A 12,806-nucleotide genomic window follows, 5' to 3' on the forward strand; every position below is an offset into this window, starting at 1 on the left:
GAAAATTGAATATCTATATCAAATAGTAACAAGAAAATAAACCGAAAACGCTGTAGTATTAATAAGAGTTTATGACTGAAAGGTCAGAAAAATAAGGTTAAGTTAATAAGGGCGCACGGTGGATGCCTTGGCACTAGGAGCCGAAGAAGGACGTGACAAACGACGATATGCCTTGGGTAGCTGTAAGTAAGCGATGATCCAGGGATTTCCGAATGGGGGAACCCAACAGGTACTACCTGTTACCCACATCTGTTAAGGATGTGAGGAGGAAGACGCAGTGAACTGAAACATCTAAGTAGCTGCAGGAAGAGAAAGCAAAAGCGATTGCCTTAGTAGCGGCGAGCGAAACGGCAGGAGGGCAAACCGAAGAGTTTACTCTTCGGGGTTGTAGGACTGCGATATGGACTCAAAGATTATAGAAGAATGATTTGGGAAGATCAGCCAAAGAGAGTAATAGCCTCGTATTTAAAATAGTCTTTGTACCTAGCAGTATCCTGAGTACGGCGGGACACGTGAAATCCCGTCGGAATCTGGGAGGACCATCTCCCAACCCTAAATACTCCCTAGTGACCGATAGTGAACCAGTACCGTGAGGGAAAGGTGAAAAGCACCCCGGGAGGGGAGTGAAATAGAACCTGAAACCGTGTGCCTACAACAAGTTCGAGCCCGTTAATGGGTGAGAGCGTGCCTTTTGTAGAATGAACCGGCGAGTTACGTTATGATGCGAGGTTAAGTTGAAGAGACGGAGCCGTAGGGAAACCGAGTCTGAACAGGGCGAATTAGTATCATGACGTAGACCCGAAACCATGTGACCTACCCATGAGCAGGTTGAAGGTGCGGTAAGACGCACTGGAGGACCGAACCAGGGCACGTTGAAAAGTGCTTGGATGACTTGTGGGTAGCGGAGAAATTCCAAACGAACTTGGAGATAGCTGGTTCTCTCCGAAATAGCTTTAGGGCTAGCGTCGACATTAGAGATTCTTGGAGGTAGAGCACTGTTTGGGTGAGGGGTCCATCCCGGATTACCAATCTCAGATAAACTCCGAATGCCAATGAATTATGGTCGGCAGTCAGACTGCGAGTGCTAAGATCCGTAGTCGAAAGGGAAACAGCCCAGACCACCAGCTAAGGTCCCAAAATAATTGTTAAGTGGAAAAGGATGTGGGGTTGCACAGACAACTAGGATGTTAGCTTAGAAGCAGCTATTCATTCAAAGAGTGCGTAATAGCTCACTAGTCGAGTGACCCTGCGCCGAAAATGTACCGGGGCTAAAACAATTTACCGAAGCTGTGGATACCTTTATAGGTATGGTAGGAGAGCGTTCTATGTGTGATGAAGGTGTACCGTGAGGAGCGCTGGAACGCATAGAAGTGAGAATGCCGGTATGAGTAGCGAAAGACAGGTGAGAATCCTGTCCACCGTAAGACTAAGGTTTCCAGGGGAAGGCTCGTCCGCCCTGGGTTAGTCGGGACCTAAGGAGAGACCGAAAGGTGTATCCGATGGACAACAGGTTGATATTCCTGTACTAGAGTATGTAGTGATGGAGGGACGCAGTAGGCTAACTAAAGCAGACGATTGGAAGTGTCTGTCTAAGCAGTGAGGTGTGAACTGAGTTAAATGCTTAGTTCTATAACATTGAGCTGTGATGGGGAGCGAAGTTTAGTAGCGAAGTTAGTGACGTCACACTGCCAAGAAAAGCTTCTAGCGTTTAAACATACTCTACCCGTACCGCAAACCGACACAGGTAGTCGAGGCGAGTAGCCTCAGGTGAGCGAGAGAACTCTCGTTAAGGAACTCGGCAAAATGACCCCGTAACTTCGGGAGAAGGGGTGCTGACTTTACGTCAGCCGCAGTGAATAGGCCCAAGCAACTGTTTATCAAAAACACAGCTCTCTGCTAAATCGTAAGATGATGTATAGGGGGTGACGCCTGCCCGGTGCTGGAAGGTTAAGAGGAGTGCTTAGCGTAAGCGAAGGTATGAATTGAAGCCCCAGTAAACGGCGGCCGTAACTATAACGGTCCTAAGGTAGCGAAATTCCTTGTCGGGTAAGTTCCGACCCGCACGAAAGGCGTAATGATTTGGGCACTGTCTCAACGAGAGACTCGGTGAAATTTTAGTACCTGTGAAGATGCAGGTTACCCGCGACAGGACGGAAAGACCCCATGGAGCTTTACTGCAGTTTGATATTGAGTGTCTGTACCACATGTACAGGATAGGTAGGAGTCTATGAGATCGGGACGCCAGTTTCGAAGGAGACGTTGTTGGGATACTACCCTTGTGTTATGGCCACTCTAACCCAGATAGGTGATCCCTATCGGAGACAGTGTCTGACGGGCAGTTTGACTGGGGCGGTCGCCTCCTAAAAGGTAACGGAGGCGCCCAAAGGTTCCCTCAGAATGGTTGGAAATCATTCGCAGAGTGTAAAGGTATAAGGGAGCTTGACTGCGAGAGCTACAACTCGAGCAGGGACGAAAGTCGGGCTTAGTGATCCGGTGGTTCCGTATGGAAGGGCCATCGCTCAACGGATAAAAGCTACCCTGGGGATAACAGGCTTATCTCCCCCAAGAGTTCACATCGACGGGGAGGTTTGGCACCTCGATGTCGGCTCGTCGCATCCTGGGGCTGTAGTCGGTCCCAAGGGTTGGGCTGTTCGCCCATTAAAGCGGCACGCGAGCTGGGTTCAGAACGTCGTGAGACAGTTCGGTCCCTATCCGTCGCGGGCGTAGGAAATTTGAGAGGATCTGCTCCTAGTACGAGAGGACCAGAGTGGACTTACCGCTGGTGTACCAGTTGTCTTGCCAAAGGCATCGCTGGGTAGCTATGTAGGGAAGGGATAAACGCTGAAAGCATCTAAGTGTGAAACCCACCTCAAGATGAGATTTCCCATGATTATATATCAGTAAGAGCCCTGAGAGATGATCAGGTAGATAGGTTAGAAGTGGAAGTGTGGCGACACATGTAGCGGACTAATACTAATAGCTCGAGGACTTATCCAAAGTAACTGAGAATATGAAAGCGAGAGGTTTTCTTGGTTTGAATAGATATTCAATTTTGAGTAGGTATTACTCAGAGTTAAGTGACGATAGCCTAGGAGATACACCTGTACCCATGCCGAACACAGAAGTTAAGCCCTAGAACGCCGGAAGTAGTTGGGGGTTGCCCCCTGTGAGATATGGAAGTCGCTTAGCTCTAGGGAGTTTAGCTCAGCTGGGAGAGCATCTGCCTTACAAGCAGAGGGTCAGCGGTTCGATCCCGTTAACTCCCAAAGGTCCCGTAGTGTAGCGGTTATCACGTCGCCCTGTCACGGCGAAGATCGCGGGTTCGATTCCCGTCGGGACCGTTTAAGATAACGGAAGTTATTTTAGACTCGTTAGCTCAGTTGGTAGAGCAATTGACTTTTAATCAATGGGTCACTGGTTCGAGCCCAGTACGGGTCATATATGCGGGTTTGGCGGAATTGGCAGACGCACCAGATTTAGGATCTGGCGCTTAACGGCGTGGGGGTTCAAGTCCCTTAACCCGCATTAAGATATAATAAATGAGCCGGCTTAGCTCAGTTGGTAGAGCATCTGATTTGTAATCAGAGGGTCGCGTGTTCAAGTCATGTAGCCGGCATTTTTAGATAGAAGAAAACAGTGCGAACGTAGTTCAGTGGTAGAACACCACCTTGCCAAGGTGGGGGTCGCGGGTTCGAATCCCGTCGTTCGCTTAGAGAGGCCGGGGTGGCGGAACTGGCAGACGCACAGGACTTAAAATCCTGCGATTGGTAACGATCGTACCGGTTCGATTCCGGTCCTCGGCATAATATAATGAGCACCCTTAGCTCAACTGGATAGAGTACCTGACTACGAATCAGGCGGTTAGAGGTTCGACTCCTCTAGGGTGCATTTTTCTATTTAACTCGGGAAGTAGCTCAGCTTGGTAGAGTACTTGGTTTGGGACCAAGGTGTCGCAGGTTCGAATCCTGTCTTCCCGATATATTACAGAGATATGTGAGTGTCTATTTTTAAAACTAGATATTATATACATTAAGAGAGAATCAGTTTGATTCTCTCTTTTTTGATTTTCAGTAATTCATTTTGATCGCGTATATTTTTTTGTTTCCTGATTTGTTCAATGAATACTGTAGTTTAGGTACATAAATTAAAATTTAACAGATTGTATAATTCTTACAAACTTTTAAGAAAGTAATAGAAGGGTTTTGTTCAACGTATAATATATGTGTTTGTCTGATAAAAATTTCTACTCTTTTTGATTTTAAATAAGTATTAGTTTACATTATGGTGTGAATTGGGTTTGATATCTCTTTTGAGGAAGTTGCCTTAGATTTTTCTAATTGTGTTTTATTGTATAGTGTATCTTGCTTGTTTTGAACAGAATTTTTATGACATTTGTCATATCTCCTCATGACAGAAGCTTCTAGTGATTCTACCTTCAAAGAATTATACTAGATGTATCAAGTGGAGGAAGAAAAAATGAAACATAAAGTAATTGTCGCAATGAGTTTAGTAGCAGCAGGAGTCATGACTTATCTCATGTTCTCAGGATTGGATGAAGATTTCTATCATTTTCCTTGGGGGCTATTTGCAGGATTTGGAATGATGTCCTGGCTTATCCGAGAAGGTTTGAAATTAGTCTCAGATGTGAAAAAGGAGTTTGAAAAATGAAAAAAGCGTTTCTCTATCTTTTTATTGGACTATCACTAGTGGTATGGTTGGTAGAAATGTTTACAGGTTGGTTTGATCAAGCCTTCCTTCACCAATTCATCCGTGGTGCCTGGGGACTAGGATTTATGATTTTTGTCGTCTTTCCTATGGGAAAGGAGTGGCTGAAAGGAGAATATCATGAACATGATTAAGGTAGAAAGCCTAAATAAAAACATCAAGGGCAAGGCTATTTTGAAGGATATTTCCTTTGAGGTAGCTGAAGGTGAATGCGTCGCCTTGATTGGGCCAAATGGTGCTGGGAAGACCACACTCTTGGACTGTCTGCTTGGAGATAAACTGGTCACAAGCGGTCAAGTATCTATTCAAGGTTTACCAGTGACGAGTTCTAAGTTAGACTATACTAGAGCTTACCTCCCTCAAGAAAATGTGATCGTACAGAAATTAAAGGTTAAAGAATTAATTGCTTTCTTTCAAAGTATTTATCCAAACCCTTTGAGCAGACAAGAAATTGATCAACTATTGCAGTTTGAACAGCAACAGAAAGAGCAATTTGCAGAAAAATTGTCAGGCGGGCAAAAGCGTCTCTTCTCTTTTGTCTTGACCTTGATTGGGCGACCAAAGCTTGTCTTTTTAGATGAACCTACTGCGTCCATGGATACCTCAACTCGTCAACGCTTTTGGGAAATTGTTCAGGAGTTAAAAGCTCAGGGAGTAACCATCCTCTATTCGTCCCATTATATCGAAGAGGTAGAGCATACAGCGGATCGAATCTTGGTCTTGAATAAGGGAGAGTTGATTCGCGATACAACACCTCTAGCCATGCGCAGTGAGGAGATTGAAAAGCACTTTATCCTTCCTCTAGCATATAAGGAAGTTGTCGAACAGTCAAACTTGGTTGAAAACTGGTCACAAAAACAGGATGCTCTACAAGTAGTCACACGCGAAGCAGATGCTTTTTGGGAACTGTTAGTGCAAGCAGGATGTAGGATTCAAGAAATTGAAGTCAATAATCGTAGCTTACTGGATACAATCTTTGAAGAAACACAAAAGGGAGATGACTAAGATGAAACGATGGACCGCACTAAACAAGATAGAATTTCTATTGACCAAAAGACAATTAGTCTATTATCTATTATCCGTAGGGATGCCGACAGCCTTCTATCTATTCTTTTCTGGCATGTACCAGGACACACCAGATGGACCCGCGAATTTTATGCGTGATTACCTTATCTCTATGACTGCCTTTTCCATGATGTCAACAGCTATCTTCTCATTCCCAGCTGTTTTACATACCGATAAAATCAACAACTGGCAGAAAACATTGCGCCATACCCCTGTAAATATGGTAGAATATTATCTATCAAAGATAATAAGTATGATGGTTGATTATTTGGTCTCAATCCTGGTTGTTTTCTCAGTTGGGCACTTGGTCAGAGGTGTGGATATGCCTCTAGGAAGCTGGATTGGGGCGGCGTTCTTGTTGATAGTAGGAAGTGTAGCTTTTGTAGCGCTTGGATTGACCTTGACACTCTTGCCTTCTAGTCAGCTGATGTCTGTCGTGGGCAATCTTCTCTATCTAGGCTTGGCTGTTTTAGGTGGACTCTGGATGCCTATCTCTTTATTTCCAGACTGGATGCAAGTAGTAGGTAAGTGTCTTCCAACCTATCAGTTGATGGAATTGCTCAAGACATTTTTAAATGAAGGTGGAATCAATCTATCAGCCACAGTTTATTTACTTGTTTTTTCAGCAGTTTTGTTTGGTTTGACCATTTACCTTCAAGGTCATAAGGAGAATGCTTAATGCTTGAAAGACTGAAAAGCATACACTATATGTTTTGGGCCAGTTTGATTTTTATGCTTTTTCCCATCCTACCTGTAGTGATTGGGGAGCTTGCTGTCTGGCATTTATTGATTGATATTCTATTTGTAGTTGCTTACTTAGGAGTTTTAACAACCAAGAGTCAGCGATTATCCCGATTCTTTTGGTTTTTCATGCTGGTCTATGTAGCTGGGAATACCGCCTTTGTTGGTGTAAATTATATCTGGTTCTTCTTTTTCCTTGCCAATCTCTTAATTTATCATTTCAGCGTAGGTGGTTTAAAGTCTTTACATGTCTGGACTTTTCTTCTTGCTCAAGTCCTTGTTGTGGGCCAACTGTTGATTTTTCAGAGAATCGAAGTTGAGTTTCTATTCTATCTACTTGTGATTCTTGTTTTTGTCGATTTGATGACTTTTGGTTTGGTTCGGATTCGTATTGTGGAGGATTTGAAAGAAGCGCAGGTCAAGCAAAATGCCCAGATAAATCTATTGCTTGCTGAAAATGAACGTAGTCGTATCGGTCAGGATTTGCATGATAGTCTGGGGCATACCTTTGCTATGCTGAGTGTCAAGACAGATTTAGCCTTGCAGTTATTTCAAATGCAGGCTTATCCACAGGTGGAAAAGGAATTAAGAGAAATACAGCAGATTAGCAAAGAATCAATGCGTGAAGTGAGAACCATTGTAGAAAATCTTAAGTCTAGAACTTTGGCATCCGAACTAGAGACTGTGAAAAAAATGTTAGAAATTGCTGGAATTGAGGTGGAAACGGATAACCAACTAGATACTGCTAGTCTTACTCAAGAATTGGAGTCAACGGCTTCCATGATTTTGCTTGAGTTGGTGACCAATATTATCAAACATGCCAATGCATCTAAAACTTACTTAAAATTAGAACGGACAGAGAAGGAACTCATTCTAACAGTGAGAGATGATGGCTGTGGCTTTACTTCTATAAAGGGGGATGACCTCCATACAGTTCGAGATCGTGTTCTTCCATTTTCGGGAGAAGTAAAGGTAATTAGTCAGAAACAACCGACAGAAGTTCAGGTTCGACTACCTTATAAGGAGAGAAACTAAGATGAAACTACTTGTTGCAGAAGATCAAAGTATGTTACGAGATGCCATGTGCCAGTTACTTGCCTTTCAAGCAGATGTAGAGTCTGTCTTACAAGCCAAGAATGGGCAAGAAGCAATCCAACTCTTAGAAAAAGAGTCCGTAGATATCGCCATTCTTGATGTAGAGATGCCTGTTAAGACTGGCCTCGAAGTCTTGGAATGGATTCGGGTAGAAAAGCTAGAAACAAAGGTGGTTGTAGTGACGACTTTCAAGCGCCCAGGGTATTTTGAACGTGCAGTCAAGGCTGGAGTAGATGCTTATGTATTAAAAGAAAGAAGCATTGCAGACCTCATGCATACCTTGCATACTGTCCTCGAAGGAGGCAAAGAGTATTCGCCTGAATTGATGGAAGTGGTGATGACGCATCCCAATCCGTTGACAGAACAAGAAATCGCAGTTTTAAAGGGAGTCGCTCAGGGCTTCTCTAACCAAGAAATTGCAGACAAACTTTATCTATCCAACGGAACAGTCCGAAATTATGTCACTAATATTCTTTCGAAACTAGATGCAGGTAATCGAACAGAGGCAGCTAATATCGCGAAAGAATCTGGTTGGTTGTGATACTATCATAACTCGAAAACCATTATGTGCTAAAATTGAAGTGATTCAATCAAACAATTTGTAACTTGAGGGGGCTTAGTTTCCTCCTTTTTGTTTACTCTAAGGTGGTAGCAAGAGCTAAACCTAGGCTTTCTATGAAATTTTTTCAATCAATCTTCAAAAAACACTTGAAAGTGTTTACAATTAGTGATAGAATGGAATAAGTAGAAACATGAAAACGAAATTTTCACATCTTCACTTTTGTAAGTAGATGTAGAGCTTCAATCGGTGCCTCTACTTGTAAAAGAATGTGTGGGATAGAAAGGGCAGGAAAAGGAATGAATGCAGATGATACAGTAACCATTTATGATGTCGCTCGTGAAGCAGGTGTTTCCATGGCGACGGTCAGCCGTGTGGTCAATGGCAATAAAAATGTAAAAGAGAATACCCGTAAAAAAGTGCTAGAGGTAATTGATCGTTTGGATTATCGTCCAAATGCAGTTGCGCGTGGTCTTGCAAGTAAAAAGACAACCACTGTCGGTGTCGTGATTCCAAATATTACCAATGGTTATTTTTCGAGTTTGGCTAAGGGGATTGATGATATTGCAGAAATGTACAAGTACAATATTGTCCTGGCTAATAGCGATGAAGATAACGAGAAAGAAGTTTCTGTTGTCAATACCCTCTTTTCAAAGCAGGTAGATGGCATTATCTTTATGGGTTATCACTTGACAGATAAAATTCGCTCAGAATTTTCGCGTTCACGTACTCCGATTGTTCTCGCAGGAACTGTCGATGTGGAGCACCAGTTGCCAAGTGTCAATATTGACTATAAGCAAGCAACGATTGATGCAGTGAGTTACCTTGCTAAAGAAAATGAGCGTATTGCTTTCGTTAGCGGTCCGCTAGTGGATGACATCAATGGTAAGGTTCGTTTGGTTGGCTACAAGGAAGCCTTGAAGAAAGCAGGAATCGCTTATAGTGAAGGTTTAGTATTTGAATCTAAATATAGCTATGATGATGGTTACGCCTTGGCAGAGCGTTTGATTTCATCAAATGCAACTGCAGCAGTTGTGACAGGTGATGAGTTGGCAGCAGGAGTCTTGAACGGTTTGGCTGATAAAGGTGTGTCAGTACCAGAAGAATTTGAGATCATTACTAGTGATGATTCGCAAATTGCACGCTTTACCCGTCCAAACTTGACAACGATTGCCCAACCTCTTTATGACCTTGGTGCCATTAGTATGCGTATGTTGACTAAGATTATGCACAAGGAAGAGTTGGAAGAACGTGAAGTTCTCTTACCTCATGGTTTGACAGAACGTCGTTCAACACGAAAACGTAAATAGAAAAAATCAGGGAATCGTGAAGATTTCCTGATTTTGTGCTCTTAAACAAGAGATGTTGACTTAATGAATACCACAGAGCGGACTAGGCGGCTGGTTAAAGGCTGCGCAACACACTGCTTTGAGGTTGCAGATAGAACTGACGAAGTCAGTTCAAGGCACTGCTTTGAGGTTGCAGATGGAACTGACGAAGTCAGCTCAAGGCACTGCTTTGAGGTTGTAGATGGAAGCTGACGTGGTTTGAAGAGATTTTCGAAGAGACTTAGCCTTCCATATAGTCTTTCAAAGCCTGCCCTTTTAGTCCGGCATTGAGGGCAATTAGGAGTTTCAAGCGGGCTTTTTGGGCGTTGAGTTCTTTGACAAAGAAAACACCTGCCTTTTGCAACTGTACGCCCCCACCCTGATAGGCATAAACAGGTTCTGCGATACCGTTAAAGCATCGGGAAACCAGAGCGACTGGGATTCCTTTTTGCAGAAGGCTTTCTAATTTTTGAGCCGTTTCTTTGGGAATATTACCAGCTCCGAAGGCTTGGATAATCAAACCGTCCAATTTTTCCAAATCCAGCATATCAATCAGCTCATCTGTCATACCAGCATAAGCCGAGATGATAGGGACTAGGCCTTGTATGTGATCAAGGTCAAAGCGGACACGAGGTTCAGCTGTTTTAAAGTAGAGGATTTCCTGTTTCATGATGAGACCAAGGGGGCCGTGAGTAGGAGTTTGGAAGGTGCTGACGTTAGTCGTATGTGTTTTGGTGACATACTTGGCAGCGTGGATTTCATCGTTCATAACAACCAAAACTCCTTTGTCAGCAGCCTTGTCATCGCTAGCCACCCTTAAAGCACTCAGATAGTTATAAACCCCGTCACTGCCGAGTTCGTTGGAGCTACGCATGGCTCCTGTTAGAACGATAGGCATGTGGGGAACTTCCATGGTATCAAGGAAATAGGCTGTTTCCTCTAAAGTATCGGTCCCGTGTGTAATCACCACTCCATCGTAGTTAGCCGCTTCCTCTTTAATTTTCTGGTAGAGGGCCAGCATATGCTTGGGCTTGATATGGGGGCTTGGCAGGTTAAAAAAGTCTAAGGCGTGGACTTGGATTCCTTCAAGTGGGTTGGATACATGGTTCATGGGATTATCTGAACTCGTCACAACAGCGCCAGAAGCATCGGCCTGCATGGAAATAGTTCCGCCCGTATGTAAAACAAGGATTTTCTTAGGCATGATTTACTCACTCTTTCTGAAATGTGGTATAATCATTGTATCACAAAAGGGGAGATTGGGATAGGATGGAAGTCAAAGCTGTTTTTTTTGATATCGATGGAACCTTGGTCAACGATCGCAAGAGTGTTTTGAAATCCACTAAGGACGCGATTAAAATTGTCAAAGAACAAGGGGTGCTAGTTGGTGTAGCGACAGGGCGAGGACCTTTTTTTGTTAAGGAATTGATGGACGATTTGGACCTGGATTTTGCGGTAACCTACAATGGCCAGTATATCTTTAATAAAGAAAGAGTCTTGTTCACGAGCCCAATTTCCAAGTTACATTTGCGCCATCTAATTGCTTATGCTAAAAAAGAGGGCAAGGAGATTGCCCTAGGGACCAAGGATGCCATGCTGGGTTCTAAAATCATGTCTTTTGGTCTGGGTTCTTTTTCCCAACGAATCAGTCGCTTCGTTCCCTCTGTTTTAACCCGAACAGTGAGTCAGTCTTTTAATCGCATGGTCAGCAAGGTTGTTCCCCAAAAGGAAGAAGACCTGCTTCACCTGATGAATCAGCCTATCTACCAAGTTTTGATGCTGATGACGCCAGAAGAATCTGAGAAGGCGGCAGCTGATTTTGAAGACTTGAAATTGACACGTAGCAATCCTTTTGCTGCGGATGTCATCAATCAAGGAAACTCTAAATTGGAAGGCATACGCCGAGTTGGGAAAGAATATGGCTTTGACCTCAACCAAGTCATGGCCTTTGGTGACTCCGATAACGACCTAGAAATGCTGGCGGGTGTCGGTATGTCGGTCGCTATGGGGAATGGTAGTAGCAGTGTCAAGGAAGTTGCCAAGCACATTACCACTAGCAATCAGCAAGATGGAATCCACAAGGCCTTGGAACATTTTGGTGTTTTGTCTTCAGAAAAAGTCTTTGTCAGCCGTGACTATCATTTCAATAAGGTTAAGACTTTCCACCACATGATGGATGAACGAACCCAAGAAGAACCTCGAGCTTGGGATTTAGAAGGTGCAACCCACAGGGCTGGTTTTAAAATAGAAGAATTGGTGGAGTTTGTTCGAGCAGCAAGTCCTTCTGAAGAAGATTTTGGTCAAGCTCTATCGCAACTTCATCAGGCTCTTGATAAGGCAGCAGAGAAAGTAGCCAAGAAGACACCTGCCCAGCAAGATTTGGTGGGGCAGGTGGATGCCTTGATTGACACGCTTTATTTCACCTACGGTAGTTTTGTCTTGATGGGGGTGGATCCAGAACGTATTTTTGATATTGTCCATCAGGCCAATATGGGGAAAATTTTCCCAGATGGCAAGGCTCATTTTGATCCAGTGACCCACAAAATCTTAAAACCAGATGACTGGGAAGAAAAATATGCTCCAGAACCTGCTATTAAAAAGGAACTGCAGCGTCAGCTCAAGGCTTATGAACGCCATAAAGAGAGAAATAAACAGTAAACAAAAAGGAGCTTTTGGCTCCTTTTCTTGGTGATTATAAGGTTTTTTCTTGTTCTCTCACCACCAGCAAATCGACCTTAGCATGGCGGAGGATGTATTCAGATGAAGAGCCGACCAAGAGGCGTTCAAAGGCGTTGAGACCAGTTGCGCCAACTAGGATGAGGTCCACTTCCTCAGCATCTGGAATAGTACGTGCTAGTAGGGTCTTTGGATTTCCCATTTCAATGACGATATGAACATCTGCCACACCAGCATCTTTAGCACGTTTTTCGTACTCTTTCATCAGACTTTCAGCGTCAACTTGGAGTTGTTCGTAAACTTCAGCATCAAAGGTGGATACGCTTTGGAGAGCGCGTGTGTCAATGACATGGGCGATGGTGAGTTTAGCGTCGTTTCGTAGAGCAGAATGAACTCCCTTGATAAAAGCCAAGTCCGCTTCTTTAGAACCATCGATTGCGACCATGATATTTTGGTAACGTTGTGCCATAATGAAACCTCCTGAAATTTTCTTACTATCATTGTAAACCTTTTCACTATAGAAGTAAAGCAAAAAAAGTATTTTTCAAAAGAATGTTAGCGCTTAACATCTATATAAATATATGATAAAATAAAAGAAAGGATAGCAGGAAAGAAGT

Annotated in this window: 11 protein-coding genes, 9 tRNA genes and 2 rRNA genes; 20 read left to right on the forward strand and 2 right to left on the reverse strand. The window is 43.5% G+C overall.

The features are described 5' to 3' along the window. The first annotated feature begins 95 nt into the window (after positions 1-95). The 19 genes from ACLV7Q_RS01215 (at position 96) to ACLV7Q_RS01305 (ending at position 9,726) form a co-directional block, all read left to right on the forward strand. A 23S ribosomal RNA gene (locus tag ACLV7Q_RS01215) occupies positions 96-2,997 on the forward strand. Positions 2,998-3,073: 76 nt separating this feature from the next. Beyond that, positions 3,074-3,189, forward strand: a 5S ribosomal RNA gene (rrf, locus tag ACLV7Q_RS01220). Between the two features lie 4 nt (positions 3,190-3,193). Then, positions 3,194-3,266, forward strand: a tRNA-Val gene (locus tag ACLV7Q_RS01225). Between the two features lie 2 nt (positions 3,267-3,268). Continuing rightward, positions 3,269-3,341 (forward strand) — tRNA-Asp (locus ACLV7Q_RS01230). Between the two features lie 24 nt (positions 3,342-3,365). Beyond that, a tRNA-Lys gene (locus ACLV7Q_RS01235) sits at positions 3,366-3,438 on the forward strand. Between the two features lie 5 nt (positions 3,439-3,443). Next, positions 3,444-3,525 (forward strand) — tRNA-Leu (locus ACLV7Q_RS01240). An 18-nt stretch (positions 3,526-3,543) separates the two neighbouring features. Then, positions 3,544-3,616, forward strand: a tRNA-Thr gene (locus tag ACLV7Q_RS01245). A 22-nt stretch (positions 3,617-3,638) separates the two neighbouring features. Then, positions 3,639-3,710: transfer RNA gene (locus ACLV7Q_RS01250), tRNA-Gly, on the forward strand. A gap of 7 nt (positions 3,711-3,717) precedes the next feature. After that, positions 3,718-3,803: transfer RNA gene (locus tag ACLV7Q_RS01255), tRNA-Leu, on the forward strand. A gap of 11 nt (positions 3,804-3,814) precedes the next feature. Beyond that, positions 3,815-3,888: transfer RNA gene (locus tag ACLV7Q_RS01260), tRNA-Arg, on the forward strand. A gap of 15 nt (positions 3,889-3,903) precedes the next feature. Next, positions 3,904-3,977: transfer RNA gene (locus ACLV7Q_RS01265), tRNA-Pro, on the forward strand. 499 nt (positions 3,978-4,476) lie between these two features. Then, positions 4,477-4,668, forward strand: coding sequence for a hypothetical protein (locus ACLV7Q_RS01270; RefSeq protein WP_218758093.1), 192 nt, complete (start codon positions 4,477-4,479; stop codon positions 4,666-4,668). Then, on the forward strand, positions 4,665-4,859 hold the full coding sequence (locus tag ACLV7Q_RS01275) for a hypothetical protein (protein WP_218758092.1): 195 nt from the start codon (positions 4,665-4,667) through the stop codon (positions 4,857-4,859). The genes ACLV7Q_RS01270 and ACLV7Q_RS01275 overlap by 4 nt, the downstream gene beginning before the upstream one ends. Next, complete coding sequence (locus tag ACLV7Q_RS01280) at positions 4,846-5,730, forward strand: ABC transporter ATP-binding protein (RefSeq protein WP_218758091.1); 885 nt, start codon at positions 4,846-4,848, stop codon at positions 5,728-5,730. The genes ACLV7Q_RS01275 and ACLV7Q_RS01280 overlap by 14 nt, the downstream gene beginning before the upstream one ends. Position 5,731: 1 nt before the next feature. Further along, positions 5,732-6,469: an ABC transporter permease gene (locus tag ACLV7Q_RS01285; protein ID WP_218758090.1), complete on the forward strand. Its 738-nt coding sequence runs from the start codon at positions 5,732-5,734 to the stop codon at positions 6,467-6,469. After that, a complete protein-coding gene (locus ACLV7Q_RS01290; protein WP_218758089.1) occupies positions 6,469-7,566 on the forward strand; it encodes a sensor histidine kinase in 1,098 nt (365 codons plus the stop codon). Before ACLV7Q_RS01285 ends, ACLV7Q_RS01290 begins: the two co-directional genes overlap by 1 nt. A 1-nt stretch (position 7,567) precedes the next feature. Beyond that, positions 7,568-8,167 (forward strand): response regulator transcription factor, encoded by a 600-nt coding sequence (locus ACLV7Q_RS01295; protein WP_218758088.1) that lies wholly within the window; start codon positions 7,568-7,570, stop codon positions 8,165-8,167. Positions 8,168-8,484: 317 nt separating this feature from the next. Further along, the gene (ccpA, locus tag ACLV7Q_RS01300; protein ID WP_050253459.1) at positions 8,485-9,495 is read left to right on the forward strand and encodes a catabolite control protein A; all 1,011 of its coding nucleotides are present in this window, start codon (positions 8,485-8,487) and stop codon (positions 9,493-9,495) included. Positions 9,496-9,558: 63 nt separating this feature from the next. Next, on the forward strand, positions 9,559-9,726 hold the full coding sequence (locus ACLV7Q_RS01305) for a hypothetical protein (RefSeq protein WP_218758087.1): 168 nt from the start codon (positions 9,559-9,561) through the stop codon (positions 9,724-9,726). Between the two features lie 28 nt (positions 9,727-9,754). Here ACLV7Q_RS01305 and ACLV7Q_RS01310 read toward each other — a convergent pair whose 3' ends face one another. Beyond that, positions 9,755-10,717, reverse strand: coding sequence for an asparaginase (locus ACLV7Q_RS01310; RefSeq protein WP_218758086.1), 963 nt, complete (start codon positions 10,715-10,717; stop codon positions 9,755-9,757). A 65-nt stretch (positions 10,718-10,782) separates the two neighbouring features. Between ACLV7Q_RS01310 and ACLV7Q_RS01315 the strand changes: the two genes are divergently transcribed. Beyond that, positions 10,783-12,171 (forward strand): Cof-type HAD-IIB family hydrolase, encoded by a 1,389-nt coding sequence (locus ACLV7Q_RS01315; protein WP_218758085.1) that lies wholly within the window; start codon positions 10,783-10,785, stop codon positions 12,169-12,171. Positions 12,172-12,205: 34 nt separating this feature from the next. Here ACLV7Q_RS01315 and ACLV7Q_RS01320 read toward each other — a convergent pair whose 3' ends face one another. Beyond that, positions 12,206-12,658, reverse strand: a complete 453-nt coding sequence (locus tag ACLV7Q_RS01320; RefSeq protein ID WP_031223038.1) for a universal stress protein — start codon at positions 12,656-12,658, stop codon at positions 12,206-12,208. Between the last annotated feature and the right edge of the window lie 148 nt (positions 12,659-12,806).

Source organism: Streptococcus mitis (assembly GCF_965111725.1).
Classification (GTDB): Bacteria; Bacillota; Bacilli; order Lactobacillales; family Streptococcaceae; genus Streptococcus; species Streptococcus mitis_DV.

Bases quoted from the DNA above. Each gene is read 5' to 3' on its own strand.
- ACLV7Q_RS01320 (WP_031223038.1), bottom strand. From the start codon at position 12,658: ATGGCACAACGTTACCAAAATATCATGGTCGCAATCGATGGTTCTAAA.
- ccpA (WP_050253459.1), top strand. From the start codon at position 8,485: ATGAATGCAGATGATACAGTAACCATTTATGATGTCGCTCGTGAAGCA.
- ACLV7Q_RS01310 (WP_218758086.1), bottom strand. From the start codon at position 10,717: ATGCCTAAGAAAATCCTTGTTTTACATACGGGCGGAACTATTTCCATG.
- ACLV7Q_RS01285 (WP_218758090.1), top strand. From the start codon at position 5,732: ATGAAACGATGGACCGCACTAAACAAGATAGAATTTCTATTGACCAAA.
- ACLV7Q_RS01280 (WP_218758091.1), top strand. From the start codon at position 4,846: ATGAACATGATTAAGGTAGAAAGCCTAAATAAAAACATCAAGGGCAAG.
- ACLV7Q_RS01305 (WP_218758087.1), top strand. From the start codon at position 9,559: ATGAATACCACAGAGCGGACTAGGCGGCTGGTTAAAGGCTGCGCAACA.
- ACLV7Q_RS01275 (WP_218758092.1), top strand. From the start codon at position 4,665: ATGAAAAAAGCGTTTCTCTATCTTTTTATTGGACTATCACTAGTGGTA.
- ACLV7Q_RS01270 (WP_218758093.1), top strand. From the start codon at position 4,477: ATGAAACATAAAGTAATTGTCGCAATGAGTTTAGTAGCAGCAGGAGTC.
- ACLV7Q_RS01290 (WP_218758089.1), top strand. From the start codon at position 6,469: ATGCTTGAAAGACTGAAAAGCATACACTATATGTTTTGGGCCAGTTTG.
- ACLV7Q_RS01295 (WP_218758088.1), top strand. From the start codon at position 7,568: ATGAAACTACTTGTTGCAGAAGATCAAAGTATGTTACGAGATGCCATG.
- ACLV7Q_RS01315 (WP_218758085.1), top strand. From the start codon at position 10,783: ATGGAAGTCAAAGCTGTTTTTTTTGATATCGATGGAACCTTGGTCAAC.